A 22026-nucleotide genomic window follows, 5' to 3' on the forward strand; every position below is an offset into this window, starting at 1 on the left:
GCAAGCTCGCTCCTACGAAGAGCGCTGCAACTTGTAGGAGCGAGCTTGCTCGCGAACCGAGGCGAACGTGTCACCCGCGTTGCACCATCACCAGATCTTGTATACCTGCCCGGTCTGCGCGCCTTCCACGCTGCGGGCGAAGCCCAGGGCGGCGTCGGCGGCCGGCACCGGCTTGAAGCCGCGGAAGAACGGCGCATAGCCTTCCATCGACTCTTCCAGCACGTTCGGGCTCACCGCGTTGATCCGCTGGCCGCGTGGCAGTTCCAGGGCGGCGCTGCGCACGAAGCCTTCCAGCGCACCGTTGACCAGGCTGGCCGAGCTGCCCAGCACGATCGGCTGTTCGCTGAGAATGCCGCTGGTGAGGGTGAAGGAGGCGCCGTCGTTGGCGTACTGGCTGCCGATCAGCACCAGGTTCACCTGGCCCATCAGCTTGTCCTTCAGGCCGATTGCCATTTCCGTCTCGCCCATTTCCGCGAGCGGGCCGAAGTGTACCGTGCCGGCGGCGCTGATCAGGGCGTCGAAACCGCCGGTCTGCTCGAACAGTGCGCGGATCGAGGCGCTGTCGGTGATGTCCACGCGCAGGTCGCCGCTGTTGCGGCCGACGCGGATGATCTCATGGCGCTGGCCCAGTTCGTTGGCGACGGCCTGGCCGAGGGTGCCGCTGGCACCGATCAGGATGATTTTCATGAAGGCTCCGAGGGGATTTGGCTGAAGACGACTACAGAGTAAAGTGGCGTCTTGTTGTGATAATCCAGCCAATCGACAACCTTTGGTTTTCATATGGAAACAATTGCCAGCGATCTGGAAGACCTTTCGGCCTTCGCCGTGCTCCTGGAATGCGGCAGTTTCACCCGCGCGGCGGAGCGCCTGGGCTGCAGCAAAGGGCAGTTGTCGAAGCGCATTTCCGCCCTGGAACAGGCCCTGGGTGCAACGCTGCTGCACCGCACGACGCGGCGTTTGTCGCTGACCGCTGCGGGCGCTGCGCTGTTGCCCGAGGTCCAGGCGCTCAACCTCCAGGCGGTGCGAGCGCGGCAGGCGGTGCTGGCGTTGCAGGACGAGGCGCGGGGCACGGTGCGTTTGAGCGTGCCGGTGTCCCTGGGCGAGACTTTCTTCGATGCCTGGCTGATGGAATTTTCCCGTGAGTACCCGGACGTCCGTCTCGAACTGGACCTGTCCAACGAACGGCGTGACCTGGTGGCGGATGGTTTCGACCTGGCGATTCGTTCCGGCAGCCTGGCGGTGGACGAGCGCCTGGTGGCCAAGCCGCTGTTCGCCCTGCAGGAGTTGACCTGCGCCACCCCGGATTATCTGGCGCAACACGGCGTGCCGCAGTCGCCGGCGGAACTGGCCGGGCATTCCTGCCTGCAGAACACCCATTACCAGGACAGCGGCATCTGGCTCTACCAGCGCCATCACGAACTGTTCCGGGTGACGGTCAGCGGCCTGCTGGCGAGCAACCACTACACCTTGCTGAAGAAGGCGGCGCTGGCCGGCGCGGGTATCAGCCGGCTGCCGTCCTACATGATTCAGCAGGAATTGGCTGAAGGTCGCCTGATCTGGCTGCTGCGCGAGTACCAGACCCGCACCCAACCGGTGTTCCTCATCCATCCGTACCAGGGCCGCCTGCCGCGCCGCACGCAGTTGCTGGCGGGCTACCTGCTGCGCTGGTTCGAGCAGAGCCGGCAGCAACTGGTCGCGCTGGAAGGCTGAAGAAAGCTTCGTCCAGGTCTGTTCGGCATTGGTTCAGAGAGGGTTCAGGGTGGGAGGCTTAGGCTTTGAGCCTGTTTTTCTGAAGGCTCCCCGAGGCTGTTGCCATGAACCGTTCCGCCCTGTCGATTGCGCTGCTGCTGACACTCGGCTGCGCCGCCGCCCAAGCCGGGAACGGGGATTTCTGGTACCTGCAGAGCAGTGTCTACACCACTCACTGGAGCCACGACCCGGAGCACAACAACCACCAGGATCTGATCGGCCTCGAGCGCAATCGAGCCGACGGTATCGTGTTCGGCGGGGCGACCTTCCGCAACTCCTTCAGCCAGCGCTCCAACTATGCCTACGCCGGCAAGCGTTTCGACCGGGAGGGTACGCCGTTCTACGCCAAGGTTACCGGCGGTGCGTTGCAGGGTTATCACGGCAAGTACCGCGACAAGATCCCGCTGAACCGCTACGGCGTGGCACCGGCGATCATTCCTTCCCTCGGCGTTCGCCTCGGGCCGGTCGGCACCGAGCTGGTGGTACTGGGCAATTCCGCCGCGATGATCAACGTCGGCGCAGGTTTCTGAAGATCACTGAATTGAAAACGGGCGTGGGCTGCGAGGGGTAAACCTCCGTAGCCCACGCCCGTTTCTGCCTGCGCTGTCGATTCAGCCGGCAACTTCCTGCAATGCCTTGTCCAGGCAGTCGATGAACAGCTCGGCGTGTTCCTGCTCGAAGGCCAGCAGCGGGCGGATCTTCAGGATGTTCTCCAATGGGCCGGCGGCGCTGATCAGCACGCCGCGTTCGCGCATGGCGTTGACCACGCGGCGGGTCTGGTGGGTGGCGGGCGTCTTGTCGGCGCGCTCGGTCACCAGTTCGACGCCGAGGAACAACCCCGCGCCGCGCACGTCGCCGATCAGTTCATGGCGCTCGGCCAGCTTGCGGATGCCCTGGAGCATGAAGTCGCCAATGCGCTGCGAGCGTTCCTGCAAGCGTTCGTCGCGGATCACGTCGAGCACCGCCTGGGCCGCCGCGCAGGACACCGGGTTGCCGCCGAAGGTGTTGAAGTAGCGTACGTTGCGCCCGAAGGTATCGAGGATGTCCGCCCGAGCCACCACGCCGGCGATCGGCTGGCCGTTGCCCATCGGCTTGCCGAGGGTGACCAGGTCCGGCTGCACGCCGTGGCGCTGGAAGCCCCACATCGTCGCGCCGGTACGGGCGAAGCCGCTTTGTACTTCGTCGGCGATGTAGAGCAGGCCTTCGTCGCGGGCAACCTTCACCGCTTCGCTGAGGAAACCGGCTGGATCGGGCAGCACGCCGTCGCTGGCGAAGATGCCGTCGAGCAGCAGCGCGGCGGGCTTGATGCCGTGGGCGCGCAGGTCGGCGATGGCGGCGCGCACGTCGTCGGCGAGGGTCCTGGCGACGTTTTCGGCGCCGAGGCGGTAGGCGTCCGGCGCACGCACGGTGCGGGCGTGGGCGGGCAGGGTGATGCCGCTGCCCAGGGCGGGCGAGAGTTCTGAGATGTCGCCGGTGACGCCGTGGTAGGCGAAGCGGGTGATGATCACCCCGGTGCCGCCGGTGTAGTGGCGGGCGATGCGCAGGGCGAGGTCGTTGGCCTCGCTGCCGGTGCAGGTGAACATCGCCTGGTCGAGGCCGGCGGGGAAGGTGGAGAGCAGGTCCTCGGCGTAGTCGAGGATACCTTCCTGCAGGTAGCGGGTGTGGGTGTTCAGCACCGCCGCCTGGCTGGCGATGGCCTGCACCACGCGCGGGTGGCAGTGGCCGATGGAGGCGACGTTGTTGTAGGCATCGAGGTAGCGGTTGCCCTGCTTGTCATAGAGCCAGACCCCTTCGCCGCGCACGGTGTGCAGCGGGCGCTCGTAGAACAGCCGGTAGGCCGGGCCGAGCAGGCGCTCGCGGCGCTCGATCAGGCGGCGCTCTTCAGCGCTCAGGCGGTCGGCGTCGGCCGGGCTGAATCCGTTGGGCATGGTCATGGGCGGGGCTCCTCTTTTCCGCTGGAGATGGAGTGGGCCGGGGCGCGGCAGGCGGCGGCGATCTGTTCCTGCGCCTGCTCGCGGCTCAGGCGGGCCAGGCCTTGCAGGCCCTGCCAGGCGTGACGGGTGTTGCGCAGGATGTAGTCGCGGTTCTCGGGATGCAGGCTGGCGCGCCAGGCGGTGATGCACAGGGTCATGATCAGGCGCGTGGCGATCAGGTCGGCGAGGATTTCCTGCTCGGCCTCAAGCAGCGGGCAGCGTCGGTGGTAGGCGGCGATCATCTCGCAGGCGGGGGCCAGCGGTGCGTCCGGTTCGCCCACCTGGTAGGCGGCGGCGACGCCGAGGTCGTTGATCAGCGGGGCGTGGACCATGTCGCCGAAGTCGAGGATGTTGCGCAGCAGGTCGGGATGCGCGGCGTCGACGATGACGTTGTGCGGGTTCAGGTCGTTGTGGATGACCTGGGCGCGCAGCGTGGCCTGGCGGGGCAGTGCGTGGCGCTCGAAGTTATCGAGGAAGCGTTCGACCAGCGCGCGCTGCTCGCGGTCCTCGATGTAGGCCAGCAGCCGGCGCAGGCGCGAGGCGTGCTTCATGTCCCACAGCAGTTCGTGGCCGGACGCCGGGTGTTCGAAGCCGTTGAGCGCTAGTCCGAGGCGCGCCAGGGCGTCGCCGAGGTTTTCACGCAGGGCGCGGCTGCGTTGCGGCACGCGGTGCAGCGGTACGCCGTCGACGAAGGAGAACAGCCGCGCAAGCATTGGCTGGCCGTCGACTTCCACAGGCATCTGGTACTCGCCGCCCAGCGAGGGATAGACGCGCTGCACGGCCAGGGTTGGGTCGGCAGCTTCGACACGCAGCAGGGCGCGGGTCTGGAAGTCCACCACCTGCGGATCTTCCAGCGGGTGGGAGAGCTTGAGCAGGCGGTCGTCGCCGTGGCCGTGGCTGATGTGGAAGTTCAGGTCGCGTTCGCCGGCGAGGCGGTTCAGCGTGCCGCGCTGGCCGAAGTATTCCTCGGCAATGGCGGTGGCCTGGACGTCGCTCACTTGGGCGGGAGCCGCTTCCAGCAGGTGGTCGTGGACGGGCGCGGTGTTGAGGGGCACGGGTACATCTCCAGCGGGTTCAGCGTGGGTGGAGCGGGTAGCGCGGTACTGCGGGTTCAGGCGGACAGGCGCTGCGGCGAGGCTGGCGCGACCGTCCGGGGCGGGCCGGACGGTCGCCACCGGCTTACTTGCTCGCCCAGGCGTTGAAGCGTTGTTCCAGTTCCTCGCCGTGGTCGATCCAGAACTCGGTGTCCATCGCGCGTGCGTTTTCCAGGTTCTGCGGCGCGGTGGGCAGATTCGGCGCGATGGCCGGGTCGATCAGCGGGATGGTGTTCTTGTTGGTCGGGCCGTAGGGGATGCTCTCGGCGAAGACCTTCTGGTGCTCGGGCTTGTTGGCCAGGGCGATGAACTGCTCGGAGAGCTCCTTCTTCGGGCTGCCCTTGACGATGGCCCAGTGGTCCAGGTCGTAGATGCTGCCGTTCCACTGGATGGCGAAGTCGCGGCCTTCCTTCTGCGCGGTGGCGACGCGGCCGTTGTAGGCGCTGGTCATCACCACGTCGCCGGCGGCCAGCCATTGCAGCGGTTGCGCGCCGGCTTCCCACCACTGGATGTAGGGCTTTATCTCGTCGAGTTTCTTGAACGCGCGGTCCACGCCTTCCTTGGTGCCGAGCACCTTGTACAGGTCGGCCTGTTTCACGCCGTCCGCTTCCAGGGCGAACTCCAGGGTGAACTTGGCGCCACGGCGCAGGCCGCGCTTGCCCGGGTACTTCTTCACGTCCCAAAAGTCGGCCCAGCCGGTCGGGGCGCTGGCGAGCTTCTTGGCGTCATAGGTCAGCACCGTGGACCAGATGAAGATGCCCACGCCGCAGTCGCTCACGGCGGCGTCGAGGAAGTCCTCGCGCTTGCCCAGCTTCGACCAGTCGAGCTGCTCGAACAGGCCTTCGCTGCAACCGCGCATGAGTTCCGGGGATTCCACCTCGACCACGTCCCAACTGGTCTTGCCGGTGTCGGCCATGACCTTGATCTTGGCCATCTCGCCGTTGTACTCGGCGCCCTGGACGGTGACCTTGGCCTGTTGCTCGAAGGGTTTGTAGAAGGCCTTTTCCTGGGCCACCTTGTTATCGCCACCGAAGGACACCACGGTCAGTGTCTCGGCGTGGAGCTGGGCGGCGCCGCCGGCCAGCATCATCAGTGCTACGGCTTTCTTGAACATGCAATTACTCCTGGTCGGGCCAATCCGGCCCATCGAAAAGAAGGCAGCTTCAAGAGAAGGGCTGGGGCGGCCCGAGCTGGGAGGCCGACCGGTCGCCCGTTGGCTCAGGGTGAGGAGCGCGCGGTGCAGGTGCGGTCGAGCATGGGATGTCCTCCAGTTTCTTGTTGTTGTTTGGAATTGGCTGACGCGAAGTCGATTTAAACACCTTCCAAAACATGATGCATCATGTTTTTATTTGATCCATTGCGCACGCCGATACTCGTCGTGCCACCACGGACGTCCATTTTTGCAGGGGGATGCAATGAATCCGACCAAGACCTTGCTGCTCACCGGCGCCAGCCGCGGCATCGGCCACGCGACGGTGAAGCACTTCAACGCCGCGGGCTGGCGCGTGTTCACCGCCTCGCGCCAGGACTGGAGCGCCGAATGCCCCTGGGCCGAAGGGCTGATCAACCACATCCACCTGGACCTGGAAGACATCGACAGCGTGCAGGCCAGCCTGCCGCAGATCCGCGAAAAGCTCGGTGGCACCCTGCACGCGCTGGTGAACAACGCCGGCATCTCGCCGAAAGGGCAGGACGGGGAGCGCCTGGGCGTGCTGGAAAGCGACTACGCCACCTGGTTGAAAGTGTTCAACGTCAACCTGTTCTCCACCGCGCTGCTGGCGCGCGGGCTGTTCGATGAGCTGAAGGCGGCCAAGGGCTCGGTGATCAACGTCACCTCCATTGCCGGTTCACGGGTGCATCCCTTCGCCGGCGTCGCCTACGCCTGCTCCAAGGCCGCGCTGGCGGCGCTGACCCGCGAGATGGCCCACGACTTCGGCCCGCACGGCGTGCGCGTCAATGCCATCGCGCCGGGGGAGATCGATACCGCGATCCTTTCCTCCGGGACCGAGCTGATCGTCGAGCGCGACATTCCCATGCACCGCCTGGGCAAGCCGGAGGAGGTCGCCTCGTTGATCCATTTCCTCTGCACCAGTGGCGCGTCCTACGTGAATGGCGCGGAAATCCACATCAACGGCGGCCAGCATGTGTGATCCCGCTGGCATCCGGCGCGCTCAATCCGCATCATGCGCGCCGGAAATGCCGCAGCACGCGATGAGAAAGCGATGAACTACCCGATCGAAGGACTGAACCATTCCTACCTGGGCAGCGGCGTCTATGCGCTGTTGCACGAGGCGCTGATCACCGGCCGCTTCAAGCCGGACGACCGCCTGCGTATCCGCGACCTGGCCCAGCAACTGGGTACCAGCGTGACCCCGGTGCGCGACGCCATCCTGCAACTGGCCAAGGAACAGGCACTGGTACTCAGGACGCCGCGCGACATCCGCGTGCCGCTGCTTACCCGCGAGCAGTACCTGGAAATCCGCAGCATCCGCGTGGCCCTCGAAGGGCTGGCGGCCGAGACGGCTGCCGCCAGGGCCAGCGCCGAGCAATTGAATGCGCTGGAAGCCAACATCCGCGCCAACCTGGCGGCGATCCATGCCGAGGACCTGGTTTCGGCGCTCAAGCTCAATCAGGCGTTCCATTTCGCCCTGGCCGACGTCGCCGGCATGCCGCTGCTGCGCGCCTTCCTCGACAGCCTGTGGATGCGCACCGGCCCGCTGATCGCCCAGGCCTACGCCGACTTCAACGAGCGCATGGCCATCGAGCATCATTGGGACGTCCTGCGGGCGCTGCGCGAAGGCGACGGCACCGCCGCCCGCGCAGCGATCCACGCCGATCTGGTCGACGGCAGCGAAAAGATGCTGGAGTTCATTGCCCAGAGTGAGACTGAGGAGTCGCCTGCTGGTCGAGCTCCGTTGTAGGAGCGAGCCGCTTCACACCCTGGTCGCCGGGAGATGTTCGCGAGCGGGAACTGCTCGACATGAAAAGGCCCGGCATCTGCCGGGCCTTTTCTTTTGCCGTTCGGGAGAGGCTCAGAGCACCCCGAACACCTTCTTCGCCAGGCCCGTGGCCGCGGCGGTGGGATTCTGGCGAATGCCTTTCTCCTGTTCGGCGATGACCTTGAACAGGCCGTCCAGCGCTTCCTCGGTCACGTAGTTCTCGATGTTGGCGCTTTTCGCGTCGACCACGCCGAAGGCGGCGGCCTGGCTGGCGAAGGCGTTGTACTGCTTGGCCACGCCGACCTGGTCGGTGGCCTGCTTGATGATCGGCAGGAACTTGGCGCGCAGTTGCTCGCGGCTGCTGCGGTCGAGGTATTCGGTGGCGGCATCGTCGCCACCCTGGAGGATGCCCTTGGCGTCGGTCACGGTCATCTTCTTCACGGCGTCCAGCAGCAGTGCCTGGGCCTGCGGCATGGCCGCCTCGGCGGCCTTGTTCATGCTGGCTTCCAGCTGGTCGACCTGCGCGCCCATGCCGAACTGCTTCATGGTCTTGGCGGCCTTGCCCAGTTTGCCCGGCAGTTCGATGCGCACCTGCGGGTCATTGCTGAAGCCGCCAGGCTGGCTGAGCTGGCGCACGGCGACCTGCGCGCCCTGGGTCAATGCGTCCTTCAGGCCGCCCGAGGCGTCGCTCTGGCTGAGGTCGGAGAGGGACAGGGCGAAGGCGTTGACCGAGAGCAGGGCGCCGGCCAGCAGAGCGGGGATTCGCAACATCGAAACTTCCTTGAACGGAGTTCGGCGGCCAGTGTGGCCGCCGAGGTGGAGAATGAGGCGGGGAGATTAACGGACTGACGCCGCCAGGGAAAACCCGGCGGCGTGGTGAATCAGCGCACCGGGTCGACGCGTACGCGCAGCGGTTGCGGGTCCTGGCCGTCCAGCTTGACGCTGTGGCGCTCGGTGCTGATGAACATCAGGCGGCCATTGTCCTCGATGCGCGCGCTGACGGCATAGCTATGGCCCGGCTTGACCGCGTCGCGGTCGTATTCCAGATGGAAGGCCAGCGGCACCTGGCGACCCGGCTCCAGCGTCTGCTGGGCCAGTTCCTGGGCGGGGGCGTCGGCCAGGGATACGTCCTGCAGGCTGACCGTCACTTTCGCGCTCGGCGGCAGGGCGATGCGCTGCAGGTAGAACACTTCGCCGTCCAGCGATGCCTTGCTCGCCGGGGGCGTGGAACTGCAGGCGGCGAGCAGGCCGGCCATCAGGAGGAGGGGAAGGGCTTTCATGGGGTGGGACTCTCCTTGAACTCAGGGGGGCGTAGGACAAGCATGCCCCAGGATAGTTGCAGCGTCCCTGATCCAGGTGAGGGAGATGTGTTGCCGGATGTCCCGGCGGCCGGCTCCAGACACTGGCTACGACTGCGCGGGCAGGTTCTGCAGGCTGGCGTCGATGCCCAGGGTCCTGGCGTAGAAGGCCGAGAGCTCGCGGGCGAAACGCTCCGGCGCGAAGCGCTCCCTGACGAAGGCGTGCAGGGCTTCGGGCGTATGGCGGGGCGGCGCGTCGAGGGCGTGCCTGAGCTGTTCGACCAGTGTGTCCGCGCGCGAGAGGTCCGCCACCAGCCCAACGGGCGCGACGATCTCCGGCAGCGAGCCGGTCTGGTTGACCAGTACCTGAGTGCCCCTGGCGAGGGATTCGATGGCCACCAGCCCGAAGCCTTCCCAGCGTGACGGCATGATGGTCAGCGTGGCCTGCTCGTAGAGCCGGTGCAGGCTTTCCTTGTTCTGCCAGCCAAGGAAGCGGACGTTGGCGGTTTCCCCGTAGGCGGAGCTTGCGAGTACCGACGACCCGGCCACCAGCAGCCGGCAGTCCTGCAGCGCCGGATCGAGGAAGGCGCGGTAGAGCACGTCGAAGCCCTTCTGGTAATCCAGGCGACCGACGAACAGCACGGTATTGGCCGACCGTTCGGTGGTCGATGGCGGTTGCGCGATGTAGTGCGGATCGATCGGGTTGTAGAGCACGGCCTGGTTGGCATTGGGGATGAACGCCGCGCGCGCCTGCTCGGTGCGGGATATATGAATGATGCCGTTCGCGAGCACGCCGGTGAGGAAGTCCAGGGAGCGGCACGCCAGGTGTTCCAGGCGTGACGTTTCGCGCAGGAACGACCAGCCGTGGGCGCAGTACACCGCGGGCGGAGATTTCAGCAGCGCCAGCCGGCGCAGGACGAAGACGTAGCCGGCCAGCGAACTGTGCAGGTGGATCAGGTCATAGCGTTCGCGCCGCAGGGCGCCATGCAGCGCCTTGAACAGGTGGGCGATGCGCGTGAGCCGCCGCTCGCCCTTGAACGGCAGCAGTTTGTCGGGAGCAATCGAGGTGCAGTGGGCTTGGCTGCCGGGGATCAGGAAGCGGTTGTCGTGGGGGGAGGTCTTGTCCAGCGTTTCCAGGTAGCTGGCGACGCCGCCCTGGATGGTTTCGGCGACATGCAGGATGCGCAGACGGCGCGGTGGCTGGCCGAGGTCGCGGTCATCGAAGGGCGGGGGCGTGTGCTGGTTGTTCATGGACGGCTGTGGACTCCTGGTGCTTCGTGCGCCGAGGGTGGACCCGACAACCGAACGGGGTCCGTGGAGGTGTCGGCGTCATGCCGATTGGCCCGGTTGGCCGGGCACCTGCTGTCTTCGCGGGCGTAGCCGCCCGGCCCAGCTGGATACCGCGCGTTCGATCAGCCGGTAGCTGTGCTCGAACGCCTCCGGGCCCTTGCGATAGGGGTCGGGGATTTCCAGGTTGTGCAGCCATTTGCCGAGCAGGAAGGTCTTGCCGCGTGCCTCGGGCGAGAGTCGGATGACGTCCTGGATCTGGCCGTGTTCCATGACCAGCACCAGGTTGGCCTCGTGGATCAGCTCGCGGTTCAGTTGACGGGCGCGATGGGGCGGCGGACGGTGGCCGTGGTCGCCGAGGATAGCCAGCGCGGTACTCTCGATAGGGTGGCCGACCAGGGCGCTAATCCCCGCCGAGGCGATAGCGATGCCGCTGCCTGGCAGGGATTCGCGAAGCAGGTGTTCGGCGGTGGGGCTACGGCAGATGTTGCCGACGCAGACGAGCAGGATCCTGTTGAACACGGGAGCGTCCCTGACCGCGATCGATGGATGATGTGTCAGAAAACTAACGATCGCGGCAGGGTGCGTCAAGTATTCGGCGGATGTCGCCGACGGGCGCGCTAGGCCTGGGTGGCGGGTGGCTCTGCGCTGGGGGATTGCTCCTGGCTGGGCCGGTCCAGCGCGACCTGGCGGATCGACAGCCGGATTTCCGCCGGCAGCACCCGCTTGGCCGCGCCTTCGGCCAGTTCGCCGAGCAGTTCGTGGTAGCTCAGCTTGCCGTGTTCGTCCTTGCGCAGCACATCTTCGTCCAGCAGGGTCTGGATGAAGTGACGGAACAGGCTCTTGTCGAAGAACTCCGGGGCGTTGAGGCCGTGGAGGATCGACAGGCGCTGGGCCATCACGGTGCAGAGGTTTTCCAGTTCCTCGGCGCTGAGCTGCTTCTGTCCGGCGTTGAGCACCAGCGAGATGGCCATGTAGAAACGCTGCAGGGTCTGGGCGATGGAGCGGGCCAGCAGGGTCAGTAGCACGTACTGGCGCGAGCTGGGGGCCGGACGGATGAAGGTGTCGTTCTCCTGCTTGAGCAGTTCGCTGGCCACCAGGGCCTGCAGCCACTGGTCGACCACGGCGTCCAGTTCGTCCAGGTTCCAGCGGATGAACAGCTCGGCCTGCAGGTACGGATACAGCGCGCGGGTGTAGCGCAGCAACTGCTCGCGGCTGATCCGCCCGCTGTTCTGGAAGAAGCTGGCGATCAGCGCCGGCAGGGCGAAGATGTGCAGCACGTTGTTGCGGTAGTAGGTCATCAGCACCGCGTTCTGCTCGTCGAGGTAGCAGATGTGGCCGAGGGCGTCCTTCTGTTCGCTGAGCAGGTTCATGCTCTTCACGTATTCGATCTGCTGCTGGCCGTCGCCGTCGGGCAGGGTTGCGCTGGGTGAGTAGGGCACCTTGCGCAGCAGGTCGAGGTAGAGGTCGATCACCCGCGCCAGGGCGGTTTCGTCCAGGGCCAGGCGGGTGGTGGAGAGCAGCGCCAGGGCGACCAGGTTCACCGGGTTGATCGCGGCGGCGTCGTTGAGGTGGCGGGCGACGTCGCGGGCCAGGTGGTTGGTGGTGTCCGACAGCCAGGCCGGGCGGTATTCCGGGCCCAGCGTCTGCTGGCGCCAGTCCGGCTGCTGCTGGTCGAGGAAGCGGTCGAGGTGGATCGGCTCGCCGAAGTTCACCCAGACCTGGCCGAAGCGCTGCTTCAGCGCGCCGATGACCTTGAAGATGTCGAAGATCGACTCCTTCTTTTTCGCCGCCCCGCGCAGCTCGCCCAGGTAGGTGCGGCCTTCGAGTACGCGCTCGTAGCCGATGTACACGGGGACGAAGACGATGGGCCGGCGCGAGTCGCGCAGGAAGCTGCGCAGGGTGATCGCCAGCATGCCGGTGCGCGGGTGCAGCATGCGCCCGGTGCGCGAGCGGCCGCCTTCGACGAAGTACTCGGTGGAGAAACCGCGGCTGAACAGGGTGTGCAGGTATTCGTTGAACACCGCGGTGTACAGCTGGTTGCCCTTGAAGCTGCGGCGCATGAAGAAGGCGCCGCCACGGCGCAGGATGGAGCCGACGATGGGCATGTTGAGGTTGATGCCGGCGGCGATGTGCGGCGGGGTCAGGCCGTTGCGGAACAGCAGGTAGGACAGCAGCAGGTAGTCGATGTGGCTGCGGTGGCAGGGCACGTAGACGATCTCGTGGCCCTGGGCGACGTCCTGCACGCGCTCGATGTGGTTGACCTTCACGCCCTCGTAGAGCTTGTTCCAGAACCAGGTCAGGGTCACTTCGAGGAAGCGGATCACCGGGTAGGAGACGTCGGCGGCGATCTCGTTGGCGTAGCGCAGGGCGGTGGCTTCGGCCTTTTCCTGGGCGATCTTCTGGGTATCGCACTCTTCCTGGATCGCCTGGCGCACCAGCGGCGCGCGCAGCAGGCCCTTGACCAGGGTACGGCGGTGGGAGAGGTCCGGGCCGATCACCGCGGTCTTCTGGTTGCGGAAATGCACCCGCAGGATGCGTTGCACCATGCGCAGGGTGCGCGCATGGCCTTTGTCCTGCTCGACCAGTTCGCGCAGGTGGATGGGCGCGGAGAACTGCACGCGGGTCTTGCGGCCGAGGATGAGGATGCGCGCCAGTTTGCGCAGGCGCCCGGTGACGGCCCAGTTGTCGGCGAACAGCAGCTTCCAGGCGCTCTTCTCGCTGTCCGGGGATTGGCCCCAGAACACGCTGACCGGAACGATCTGCGCGTCGTCGATACCGTTCTGGCCGATGGCGCCGAGCATGCGCACCAGCGCCGGCGGCGCGCCGCGCTTGTCCTGGCGGCCGAGCCAGTCGGGCTCCGGCGTCAGGTAGAAGAAGGCCGCCGGCTCGATGGATTCACCCACTGCCACCGGCATCACCGGCCGCGGCAGGCCGGCCTTGCGGCATTCGCTGTCCACCACCGCGAGGTCGGTTACCGAGGGTTGCTGCAGGACGTAGAGGACCGGCTTGCTGCGGTCGATCTTCAGGCTGAAGGCCGACTGGTTGATGGTTTCCGAGCGCACCCAGAGGTACAGCAGGCGGCGCAGGGCACCAAAACCGAAGCGGCGGAACGGGTAACGTGGCATACAGGCCCTATGGCTGGCAGAAGTAAAACGAGCGATTGCTCAGGGGCGCTAGTGTGCCGGATCAGGGGGCGTGCAGCAAAGCCGTGGGCGCTTGGTCGGAGCCGGGCTGACGCCCCGTCGGCAGGGGCTATCCTGCTTGATCAGGGTTCCATTCGATGGAGGTGGAGCGATGCGTACCGTTACCTGGGGATGTCTGCTGGCGCTGGTCTGCGCGACGCCGGCCGGGGCTCAGTCGGTGATGCCGCTCAATGGCCAGAGCAGCCAGCAGATGCAGCAGGACATGGACTACTGCAACGGGGTTGCCGCCAACGCCGCGAGCAGCGCCGGCACGTCCAGCCCGCATGTCGGCGGACGCGTGCGCGGCGCGGCAGCCGGGGCGGCGGCGGGTGCGGTCGGCGCCGAGGTGCGTGGGCGGCAGCATGACGAGGTCTACGACCGGGTCAGCGACGATACCAAGCAGCAGTACCGGCAGAACCGCGCCGGTGAAGTCGCCGCTGCCGGCGCGGTGGCCGGCGGTATGCGCCAGCGCCAGGAGCGTCGCCAGGGCCGCCGCGATCAGCAGAGCGCGCAGAGTTCGGCCAGCGCCACCGCCTACAGCAGTTGCCTGCAGGGACGCGGCTACCAGGTCAGTCCCTGACGCTTCGCGGCTGCCCGTGCCGGGTCGGCCGCAGCGTTGGTGATGGCGGCGTGCCTTGTAATCTTTGGTAAGGCACGTTGCCTTGCATTGCCCCGCCGTGCATTCCTATAGTCCCGCTGCCATTTGGAGAGCCCGTCTCCCTCCAGCGTTTCCGCGTACCGGGACGGGCGCACGGTGAGAGACCATGATCGAAATAACAAGACTCACGAAACGCTTCGGCCCGTACACGGCGGTCGATGATCTGTCGCTGCGCGTGGCGCAGGGCGAGGTGCTGGGGTTCCTCGGCCCCAACGGCGCCGGCAAGTCCACCACCATGAAGATGCTGACCGGCTTCCTCGCGCCGACTTCCGGCACCGCGAGCATCTTCGGCCACGACATCCTCACCCAAACGCTCGAGGCGCAGCGGCAGATCGGCTACCTGCCCGAAGGGGCGCCCTGCTATGGCGACATGAGGGTCCGCGCCTTCCTCGAGTTCATCGCCGAGGTCCGTGGCTTCCGTGGCGCACAGAAGCGCGAGCGGGTCGGCCGGGTGGTCGAGCAACTGGAACTGGAACAGGTCCGCGAGCAGTCCATCGAAACCCTGTCCAAAGGCTTCAAGCGCCGCGTCGGCGTGGCCCAGGCGATCCTCCATGATCCCCAGGTGCTGATCCTCGACGAGCCTACCGACGGCCTCGACCCGAACCAGAAGCACCAGGTGCGCGAGCTGATCCGCCGCCTGGCCTGCGGGCGCATCATCATCATTTCCACGCACATCCTCGAAGAGGTTACGGCGGTCTGCACCCGCGCCGTGGTGATCGCCAATGGCCGGCTGGTGGCCGACGGCACGCCGCTGACGCTGGAAAGCCGCTCGCGCTACCACCAGGCGGTGACGCTGGTGGCCGAAGGCGCGCTGGACCACGCCGCGCTGGCGGCGCTGCCGGGCGTCGCCGGACTGGAAGAGAACACCGTGGACGGCAGCCTGACCGTGCTGGCGCAGCCGGGGCAGGTGATCTTCCCGCAGGTCAATGCGTTGATCGCCGAGCGCGGCTGGCACATCCGCGAGCTGGATGTCGAGCGCGGCCGCCTCGACGAAGTGTTCCGCAGCCTGACCCGGGGGGAGGCGGCATGAAGCAGTTGCCGGTCATCTTCAGGCGCGAGCTGGCGAGCTATTTCGCCACGCCGCTGGCCTACGTGTTCATCGTCATTTTCCTTGTGCTATCGGGCGTTTTCACCTTCTACCTGGGCAGTTTCTACGAGCGGAACCAGGCTGATCTGAACGCCTTCTTCAACTTCCACCCCTGGCTCTATCTGTTCCTGATTCCGGCCATCGCCATGCGCCTGTGGGCGGAGGAACGCAAGTCGGGGACCATCGAATTGCTGATGACCCTGCCGATCACCCGTGCCGAGGCGGTGACCGGCAAGTTCCTCGCCGCCTGGGCCTTCGCCGGGCTGGCGCTGCTGCTGACCTTCCCGATGGTGATCACCGTCAATTACCTGGGCGAGCCGGACAACGGCGCGATACTCGCCGGCTACCTGGGCAGTTGGCTGCTGGCCGGGGCCTACCTGGCAATTGGCTCGTGCATGTCGGCGCTGGCGAAGAACCAGGTGATCGCCTTCATCCTCGCGGTGGTGGTGTGTTTCATCTTCATCGCCAGTGGCTTCCCGCTGGTGCTGGACGCCTTCAGTGCCTGGGCGCCGCAGTGGTTGCTCGATGCGGTGGCCTCGCTGAGTTTCCTCACTCGCTTCGACGCCATCGGCAAGGGCGTGATCGACCTGCGCGACCTGCTGTACTTCGCCAGCCTGATCGCCGCCTGGCTGGCCGCCACCGCGGTGGTGGTCGACCTGAAGAAAGCCGACTGAGGACGCCCAGATGAAAAAGATGATGCTTTCCGGGGCCGGACTCGTGGTGATCGCGCTGCTGTTCCTGGCGTTCAACATGCTCTCCGGCCTGTTGTTCACCGGCGCGCGGCTGGACCTGACGCAACAGAAGCTCTACACCATCTCCGACGGAACGAGGCAGATCCTCGGCTCGCTCAAGGAGCCGGTGAACCTGTACTTCTTCTACTCCGACAAAGGCAGCCGCGACCTGGTCCCGCTGCGCAACTACGCCAAGCGCGTCGAGGAACTGCTCAAGGCCTACGAGCGCCAGGCCGACGGCAGGATCCGCCTGCACCTGATCGACCCGCAGCCGTTCTCCGAGGACGAGGACAAGGCCACCGAGTTCGGATTGCAGGGCGTGCCGCTGCCGGGTGGCGGCGATTCGCTGTACTTCGGCCTGGCCGGCACCAATGCGCTGGACGATGTGCAGGTGATCCCGTTCTTCCAGCCGGACCAGGAGCAGTTCCTCGAGTACGACGTCAGCCGCCTGATCCAGGGGCTGGCGCAACCCAAACGGCCGGTGGTGGGATTGATCTCGACGCTGAACCTGAACGGTGGCTTCGACATGCAGACCCAGCAGCCCACCTCGCCGTGGATGTTGCTGGAGGAAGTGCGCCAGCAGTTCGACCTGAAGAGCCTGAAGACGGACGTCGACCGCATTCCCGACGACGTCAGCGTGCTGATGCTGGTGCACCCCAAGCAACTGCCGCAGCAGACGCTCTACGCCATCGACCAGTTCGTCCTGCGCGGCGGCAAACTGCTGGTGTTCGTCGACCCCTACAGCGAGGCGGACAAGGCCTCGCCGATGGCGGTACTGGAAGGGGCCGGTGAACCGGCGTCGGATCTCGAACCGCTGTTCAAGGCCTGGGGTGTGCAACTGTTGCCGGGCCAGGTGCTGGGCGACGGCCGCTACGCCATGAACGTAGGTATGGGCCAGGGCCAGCGTACGACGCACCATCCGGCCTGGCTGAACCTGGACAGACGCGCGCTGGACCCGGATGACGTCACCACCGCCGGGCTGAGCAGCATCACCCTGGCCACGGCCGGCATCCTCAAGCCGCTGGACGGCGCGAAGACCCGCTTCACCCCGCTGCTGAGCAGTTCCACCTACGCCATGCCGTTCGAGGCGCGACTGTTCGTCAACCTGCAGGACCCCGGCGCGCTGATGCGCGAACTCAAGCCCAGCGGCGAGCGCTACACCCTCGCCGCACGCATCCAGGGACCGGCGCAGAGCGCGTTCCCGCAGGGCATCGAGGGGCACAAGGACGGACTCGGGAGCGCGGAGAACATCAATGTGATTGCCGTGGCCGACACCGACCTGCTCACCGACCGCCTGTGGGTACAGGTGCAGGACTTCTTCGGCGAGCGCGTGCCGCAGCCCTGGGCGGATAACGCCAACTACGTGATCAACACCCTGGACAACCTGACCGGTTCCGACGCCTTGATCAGCGTGCGCTCGCGCGGTCGCTTCAGCCGACCGTTCAGCGTGGTCGACGACCTGCAGCGCCAGGCCGAATCGCACTTCCGCGAGAAGGAGGATGCGCTCAAGCAGCGCCTGGCCGAGACCGAGCAGAAGCTGGCCGCGCTGCAGAACCAGGACCCGAGCAAGGTCACCGAACTGACGCCGGAACAGCAGCATGCCGTGCAGCAGTTCATCCAGGAACGCGTACGCATCCGCAAGGAGCTGCGCGAGGTGCAGTTTCAGCTCAATGCCGATATCGACGCCCTCGGCACGCGCCTGAAAGTCATCAACATCGCCCTGGTGCCGGTGCTGCTGACGGTCGGCGTACTCGCCCTGTGGTTATGGCGCCGCCGGCGCCGGCACGCCTGAGGAGATCGTCATGCAGCGCAAGAGCCTGTTATTGCTGGTAGTGCTGGTGATGGCCCTCGGCGGCCTGTTCTTCTGGCTGCAGCGCGGGCCCGAACCCTTGCCGGTAGAAGACACCCACTACCTGCCGGGGCTCGACCCGCAGCAGGTCAGCGGCGTGCGTATCGAACGTCCCGGCCAGCCGCCGATCCAGGTGGCGCGCAAGGACGGCGGCTGGGTGATGCCGGCGAAGGAAGACTACCGGGCGGCGGGACGCCTGATCGGCGACCTGCTGCAGGACCTGGCGCAGGCGCGCAAGGTCGAGCCCAAGACACGCGATCCGGCCAACTTCGCCCGACTCGGGCTGGCGGAGAAGGGCGAGGGCGCCGCCGTGCGCCTGACCCTGGAGCGGGTCTCCGGCGCCCCCATCGACGTGCTGCTGGGCAAGAACGCGCAGCAGGGCGGCCGCCTGGTGCGCCAGCCGGGAGACGACCAGGTCTGGCTGATCGATCAGTTCCTGAACCTGCCCCCCGACGAACTGGACTGGCTGGACCGGCGGGTGACCCGTATTGCCTTCGAGGACATCGCCGAAGTCTCGGTGCGCTACCCCAAGGGTGAGACCTTGACGGTCTACCGCGACAAGCCCGGCGAACCCAACCTGCGGGTGCGTCAGTTGCCCAAGGACGCGCGGCTGCCCGATGAGGCGGCGGCGAACGGAATGGCGCTGCCGTTCGGCAACCTGCTGTTCAACGAGGCTGCGCCGTTGGATCAGGTGCAGTTCAAGGGCCCGCCGCAGCTTTCGCTGACGCTGAAGACGCTCGACGGCGGGCGGCTCTCGGCCCATCTGCAGCGCCAGGGCGGGCAGCCGTGGTTGCTGCTGGATCGGGTGGAAGGCTTTGCCGAGGGACAGGTCCTGGCGCGCAGCGACTGGGCCTATCGCATCGAACCGGAGCAGGCCGGTGCGCTGGCGCGACGTCTGGAGGATATGCAGGGACGCAAACCCTGATTGGGAAACAGGCGCCGGGTGTTGCGAAAACGCCCGGAACTATCGTGCAAAGTTGTGAGCGAGTCCAAGTTCGAAACACTTTCGTTACGCAGGGTAACGAGCCCCAAAATGGCCCTGCAGGCCCCGAAAAATGGCACTTTGGCCTGTTTGGTCATAGGGCCGCGGAGTTGATGAAAAAGTGCTTTCCAGCTGTAACTTTTGGTTTATATACTCGGGATCGCGGTCGCCTGCGGGCGTTATTCGAATTGCCTTCCAACGCGGCTCTGGCCCAGGTCGGATGATGAGGAAAACGTTCTGCCGGACGAACCGTTGAAGTCCTCATTTCGGGGGCCACCCAAAAATAATAGGCAAGTTGGAGAGTGTGGTAATGGCTGATCGTGAGGTCGGAACCGTCAAGTGGTTCAATGACGCCAAAGGTTATGGATTCATTCAACGCGATAGCGGTCCGGACGTTTTCGTTCACTACCGTGCCATTCGTGGCGATGGTCACCGCTCCCTGGTCGAAGGCCAGAAAGTGGAGTTCTCGGTGATCCAGGGTCAGAAAGGCCTCCAGGCGGAAGACGTCGCCAAGGTCTGAGCCCCCGAAGACAAAGGCCCGTCCAATGGATGGGCCTTTGTTTTTCAAGCCTTGCCCGGGTCGGGTTCAGCCCGTGCGCCAGGTAATCTCTTCGACGCCCGCGGTGGTCACCTTCAGCCAGCGGTCCGCGTCCTCTTCGCCCTGATCCTCGCTCCAGCCGCCCGGTGCGCAGCGTACTTCCACCTCCAGCGCGGCGCAGGCATCGCGGGCGCAGGCGACGTCGTCGTCCCACGGCGTGGCGTCGCTGTCCAGGAACAGGCTGTTCCACTTGCCCACGGCTTTCGGCAGCCAGGTAACCGGGATGCTGCCGGCGGTGCACTTGAGTGTCTCGCCCTGGGCGCGCCATTCGGAGCGGGGGCCAAGGGCCTTTTCCAGCCAGGCGCCGACGGCGGCCTGGTCGGCATCCTTGAGGTAGATCTCGATATCCGGTTGGCGCATGGCGTCCTCGTCAGGGTTCTTGGCGTTCCAGCCAATCGTAGCGTACCGCGACCGTCACCTCGAAAGGCTCGGCGAGGATGCGCTCGCGCCGTTCGGGGTTGACCCGCCAGCCGTGGGGTGTCATCGCCAGCAGGTGTTCGCGGGCTTCACGGGTGTGCAGCGGCAGCTTGAAGCTCAGCTGTTCGCTGTGTGCCAGCTTCAGTTCTTCGGGCAAGTCGGCGAGGTGCTTGTCTTCGACGTACTCGCGGACTTCGTCGTACAGGCGCTGACGCAGTTCCAGCAGGTGATCGCGCGCCGGACCCAGACGCAGCACGCCGCCGCCTGGAGTGAGCAGGCGTGCCGCTTCCTTCCAGTCGATCGGGCTGAACACGCTGGCCAGCAACTGGCAGGAGGCATCGGCCAGCGGCACGCGGGCCATGCTGGCGACCATCCAGGTCAGTTGCGGGGCGCGGCGGCAGGCGCGTTTGACGGCCTCGCGGGAAATGTCCAGTGCATAGCCGTCGGCCTCGGGAAGAGCTTCGCCCAGTTGCGCGGTGTAGTAGCCCTCGCCGCAACCGATATCCAGCCAGCGGCCCGGTGCGCGCTCGGTGGCCAGTCCGGCCAGTCGTCCGGCCAGCGGCGCGTAGTGGCCGGCGCCGAGGAAGTGCCGGCGTGCCTCGACCATCGCTGCGTTGTCACCCGGATCGAGACTCTTCTTGTGCTGTACCGGCAGCAGGTTCAGATAGCCCTGGCGGGCGCGGTCGAAACGGTGGCCGGCGGGGCAGGCCACGCCATTGTCGACGGTACTGAGCGCCTCGCGGCACAGCGGACAGATCAGCATTCCTTTTTCCCCAGCGGCTGCGGCAGGTCGCTGCGCAGCACGGTCGGCAGCGAACGGCGACGCTGGGCGATCTGGTACACGCGCAGGGCGTAGCGGCGCTCGGCGGCAGGCGTGGGCGGCGGGGTGTCGGGCTGGATGGCGCCCAGGCAGAAGCCTTTGTTGGTTCCACTCATGCCAGCAGTCGCACCAGGGTCTGGTAGTAGATTTCGGTCAGCACATCGAGGTCGCTGGCCAGTACGCGTTCGTCCACCTGGTGGATGGTGGCGTTCACCGGCCCGAGCTCGACCACCTGGGTGCCCATCGTGGCGATGAAGCGGCCGTCGGAAGTGCCGCCCGAGGTCGAGGGGGTGGTCTCGCGGCCCGTGACGGCAAGAATCGCGGCGGCCACGCCGTCGAGCAGCTCACCCGGTTGGGTGAGGAACGGCAGGCCGGACAGCGCCCAGTCGATGTGCCAGTCCAGGCCGTGCTTGTCGAGGATGGCGGCGACGCGCTGCTGCAGGCCTTCCACGGTGGATTCGGTGGAGAAGCGGAAGTTGAAGATCACCTTCAGTTCGCCCGGGATCACGTTGGTCGCGCCGGTGCCGCCGTTGATGTTGGAGATCTGGAAGCTGGTCGGCGGGAAGTAGTCGTTGCCGTTGTCCCAGTGCTCGGCAGCCAGCTCCGCCAGGGCCGGGGCGGCGAGATGGATCGGGTTCTTCGCCAGGTGCGGGTAGGCCACGTGGCCCTGCTTGCCACGCACGCTAAGGGTGGCGCCCAGGGAGCCACGGCGACCGTTCTTCACCACGTCGCCGACCAGGGTGGTGCTGGAGGGTTCGCCGACGATGCACCAGTCCAGGCGCTCGTTGCGCGCCTTCAGGCGCTCGACCACGGCCTTGGTGCCGTGATGGGCCGGGCCTTCCTCGTCGCTGGTGATCAGGTAGGCGATGCTGCCGCGATGGTCCGGGTGGTCGGCGACGAAGCGCTCGGTGGCGATGATCATCGACGCCAGGCTGCCTTTCATGTCCGCAGCTCCTCGGCCGCAGAGCATGCCGTCGGCGTCGATCAGGGCGTCGAACGGCTGGTGCTGCCAGGCCTGTTCGGGGCCGGTGGGGACCACGTCGGTGTGGCCGGCGAAGCACAGCACCGGGCCGTTGGCGCCGTCGCGGCCCTGGCGCAGGGCCCAGAAGTTGTCCACTTCCTCGATGCGCATGGGCTCCAGGGCGAAGCCGCAGGCGTCCAGGCGCTGCATCATCAACTGCTGGCAGTCGGCATCGACCGGTGTGACGGAGGGACGGCGAATCAGCTCGCAGGCGAGGGCCAGTGTCGGCGAGAGGGACATGAGGGGCATCCTGGGGGTGGAACGGAAAAAGGCGCCCATCTTAAAGCAAAAACGCCGGCGTTTGGCCGGCGTTGCTACGAGGAGATGGACGGTGACGG

The 22026-nt window shown here is 66.4% G+C and carries 23 protein-coding genes; 10 read left to right on the top strand and 13 right to left on the bottom strand.

Annotated features, from left to right (window positions below; genetic code table 11):
* Window positions 1-87: 87 nt before the first annotated feature.
* Window positions 88-687 (bottom strand): short chain dehydrogenase, encoded by a 600-nt coding sequence (locus tag ACYCAX_RS13375; RefSeq protein WP_015476225.1) that lies wholly within the window; start codon window positions 685-687, stop codon window positions 88-90.
* Between the two features lie 93 nt (window positions 688-780).
* Between ACYCAX_RS13375 and ACYCAX_RS13380 the strand changes: the two genes are divergently transcribed.
* Together ACYCAX_RS13380 and ACYCAX_RS13385 are read left to right on the top strand one after the other, a co-directional pair.
* The gene (locus ACYCAX_RS13380) at window positions 781-1710 is read left to right on the top strand and encodes a LysR family transcriptional regulator (protein WP_294973223.1); all 930 of its coding nucleotides are present in this window, start codon (window positions 781-783) and stop codon (window positions 1708-1710) included.
* Between the two features lie 104 nt (window positions 1711-1814).
* Complete coding sequence (locus ACYCAX_RS13385) at window positions 1815-2279, top strand: sn-glycerol-3-phosphate transporter (protein ID WP_460248215.1); 465 nt, start codon at window positions 1815-1817, stop codon at window positions 2277-2279.
* 81 nt (window positions 2280-2360) lie between these two features.
* On the opposite strand, the gene ACYCAX_RS13390 is transcribed toward ACYCAX_RS13385, so the two are convergent.
* From ACYCAX_RS13390 to ACYCAX_RS13400, 3 genes are all read right to left on the bottom strand, one after another.
* On the bottom strand, window positions 2361-3683 hold the full coding sequence (locus tag ACYCAX_RS13390; RefSeq protein ID WP_460248216.1) for an aspartate aminotransferase family protein: 1323 nt from the start codon (window positions 3681-3683) through the stop codon (window positions 2361-2363).
* Window positions 3680-4777, bottom strand: coding sequence for a phosphotransferase (locus ACYCAX_RS13395; protein WP_460248217.1), 1098 nt, complete (start codon window positions 4775-4777; stop codon window positions 3680-3682). Before ACYCAX_RS13395 ends, ACYCAX_RS13390 begins: the two co-directional genes overlap by 4 nt.
* A 124-nt stretch (window positions 4778-4901) precedes the next feature.
* On the bottom strand, window positions 4902-5930 hold the full coding sequence (locus tag ACYCAX_RS13400) for an ABC transporter substrate-binding protein (protein WP_460248218.1): 1029 nt from the start codon (window positions 5928-5930) through the stop codon (window positions 4902-4904).
* A 301-nt stretch (window positions 5931-6231) separates the two neighbouring features.
* Between ACYCAX_RS13400 and ACYCAX_RS13405 the strand changes: the two genes are divergently transcribed.
* Window positions 6232-6966 (top strand): SDR family NAD(P)-dependent oxidoreductase, encoded by a 735-nt coding sequence (locus ACYCAX_RS13405; RefSeq protein ID WP_015476231.1) that lies wholly within the window; start codon window positions 6232-6234, stop codon window positions 6964-6966.
* A gap of 72 nt (window positions 6967-7038) precedes the next feature.
* Entirely contained in the window at window positions 7039-7737 is a 699-nt protein-coding gene (locus tag ACYCAX_RS13410) for a GntR family transcriptional regulator (protein WP_294973232.1), read from the top strand.
* 111 nt (window positions 7738-7848) lie between these two features.
* On the opposite strand, the gene ACYCAX_RS13415 is transcribed toward ACYCAX_RS13410, so the two are convergent.
* The 5 genes from ACYCAX_RS13415 to plsB form a co-directional block, all read right to left on the bottom strand.
* On the bottom strand, window positions 7849-8526 hold the full coding sequence (locus ACYCAX_RS13415; RefSeq protein WP_015476233.1) for a DUF4197 domain-containing protein: 678 nt from the start codon (window positions 8524-8526) through the stop codon (window positions 7849-7851).
* Between the two features lie 110 nt (window positions 8527-8636).
* Entirely contained in the window at window positions 8637-9035 is a 399-nt protein-coding gene (locus tag ACYCAX_RS13420; protein ID WP_015476234.1) for a YbaY family lipoprotein, read from the bottom strand.
* Between the two features lie 126 nt (window positions 9036-9161).
* Window positions 9162-10304 (bottom strand): glycosyltransferase family 4 protein, encoded by a 1143-nt coding sequence (locus ACYCAX_RS13425; protein WP_294973235.1) that lies wholly within the window; start codon window positions 10302-10304, stop codon window positions 9162-9164.
* A 78-nt stretch (window positions 10305-10382) separates the two neighbouring features.
* Window positions 10383-10862 carry a low molecular weight protein-tyrosine-phosphatase gene (locus ACYCAX_RS13430; RefSeq protein WP_015476236.1) on the bottom strand — a complete coding sequence of 160 codons (480 nt, stop codon included), beginning with the start codon at window positions 10860-10862 and terminating at the stop codon, window positions 10383-10385.
* A gap of 98 nt (window positions 10863-10960) precedes the next feature.
* Complete coding sequence (gene plsB, locus ACYCAX_RS13435; RefSeq protein WP_460248219.1) at window positions 10961-13468, bottom strand: glycerol-3-phosphate 1-O-acyltransferase PlsB; 2508 nt, start codon at window positions 13466-13468, stop codon at window positions 10961-10963.
* 169 nt (window positions 13469-13637) lie between these two features.
* On the opposite strand from plsB, the gene ACYCAX_RS13440 reads away from it, so the two are divergent.
* From ACYCAX_RS13440 to ACYCAX_RS13465, 6 genes are all read left to right on the top strand, one after another.
* A complete protein-coding gene (locus ACYCAX_RS13440; protein ID WP_294973240.1) occupies window positions 13638-14105 on the top strand; it encodes a YMGG-like glycine zipper-containing protein in 468 nt (155 codons plus the stop codon).
* Window positions 14106-14289: 184 nt separating this feature from the next.
* Window positions 14290-15213 (top strand): ABC transporter ATP-binding protein, encoded by a 924-nt coding sequence (locus tag ACYCAX_RS13445; protein ID WP_294973242.1) that lies wholly within the window; start codon window positions 14290-14292, stop codon window positions 15211-15213.
* Window positions 15210-15944, top strand: a complete 735-nt coding sequence (locus ACYCAX_RS13450; protein WP_294973244.1) for an ABC transporter permease subunit — start codon at window positions 15210-15212, stop codon at window positions 15942-15944. Before ACYCAX_RS13445 ends, ACYCAX_RS13450 begins: the two co-directional genes overlap by 4 nt.
* A gap of 10 nt (window positions 15945-15954) precedes the next feature.
* A complete protein-coding gene (locus tag ACYCAX_RS13455; RefSeq protein ID WP_460248220.1) occupies window positions 15955-17793 on the top strand; it encodes a GldG family protein in 1839 nt (612 codons plus the stop codon).
* A gap of 10 nt (window positions 17794-17803) precedes the next feature.
* Complete coding sequence (locus tag ACYCAX_RS13460; RefSeq protein WP_460248221.1) at window positions 17804-18775, top strand: DUF4340 domain-containing protein; 972 nt, start codon at window positions 17804-17806, stop codon at window positions 18773-18775.
* Between the two features lie 367 nt (window positions 18776-19142).
* Window positions 19143-19352 carry a cold-shock protein gene (locus ACYCAX_RS13465; RefSeq protein WP_015476243.1) on the top strand — a complete coding sequence of 70 codons (210 nt, stop codon included), beginning with the start codon at window positions 19143-19145 and terminating at the stop codon, window positions 19350-19352.
* A 66-nt stretch (window positions 19353-19418) separates the two neighbouring features.
* On the opposite strand, the gene ACYCAX_RS13470 is transcribed toward ACYCAX_RS13465, so the two are convergent.
* From ACYCAX_RS13470 to dapE, 4 genes are read right to left on the bottom strand one after another with little or no spacing between them, the layout of a single operon-like run.
* Complete coding sequence (locus ACYCAX_RS13470) at window positions 19419-19790, bottom strand: hypothetical protein (protein ID WP_294973252.1); 372 nt, start codon at window positions 19788-19790, stop codon at window positions 19419-19421.
* 10 nt (window positions 19791-19800) lie between these two features.
* Window positions 19801-20610 (bottom strand): putative RNA methyltransferase, encoded by an 810-nt coding sequence (locus ACYCAX_RS13475; RefSeq protein WP_015476245.1) that lies wholly within the window; start codon window positions 20608-20610, stop codon window positions 19801-19803.
* On the bottom strand, window positions 20604-20783 hold the full coding sequence (locus ACYCAX_RS13480; protein WP_041711810.1) for a hypothetical protein: 180 nt from the start codon (window positions 20781-20783) through the stop codon (window positions 20604-20606). The genes ACYCAX_RS13475 and ACYCAX_RS13480 overlap by 7 nt, the downstream gene beginning before the upstream one ends.
* Window positions 20780-21937 carry a succinyl-diaminopimelate desuccinylase gene (dapE, locus tag ACYCAX_RS13485; protein ID WP_460248222.1) on the bottom strand — a complete coding sequence of 386 codons (1158 nt, stop codon included), beginning with the start codon at window positions 21935-21937 and terminating at the stop codon, window positions 20780-20782. The genes ACYCAX_RS13480 and dapE overlap by 4 nt, the downstream gene beginning before the upstream one ends.
* Window positions 21938-22026: the final 89 nt, after the last annotated feature.

The sequence above is a fragment of the Pseudomonas sp. MT3 genome, from assembly GCF_054720805.1.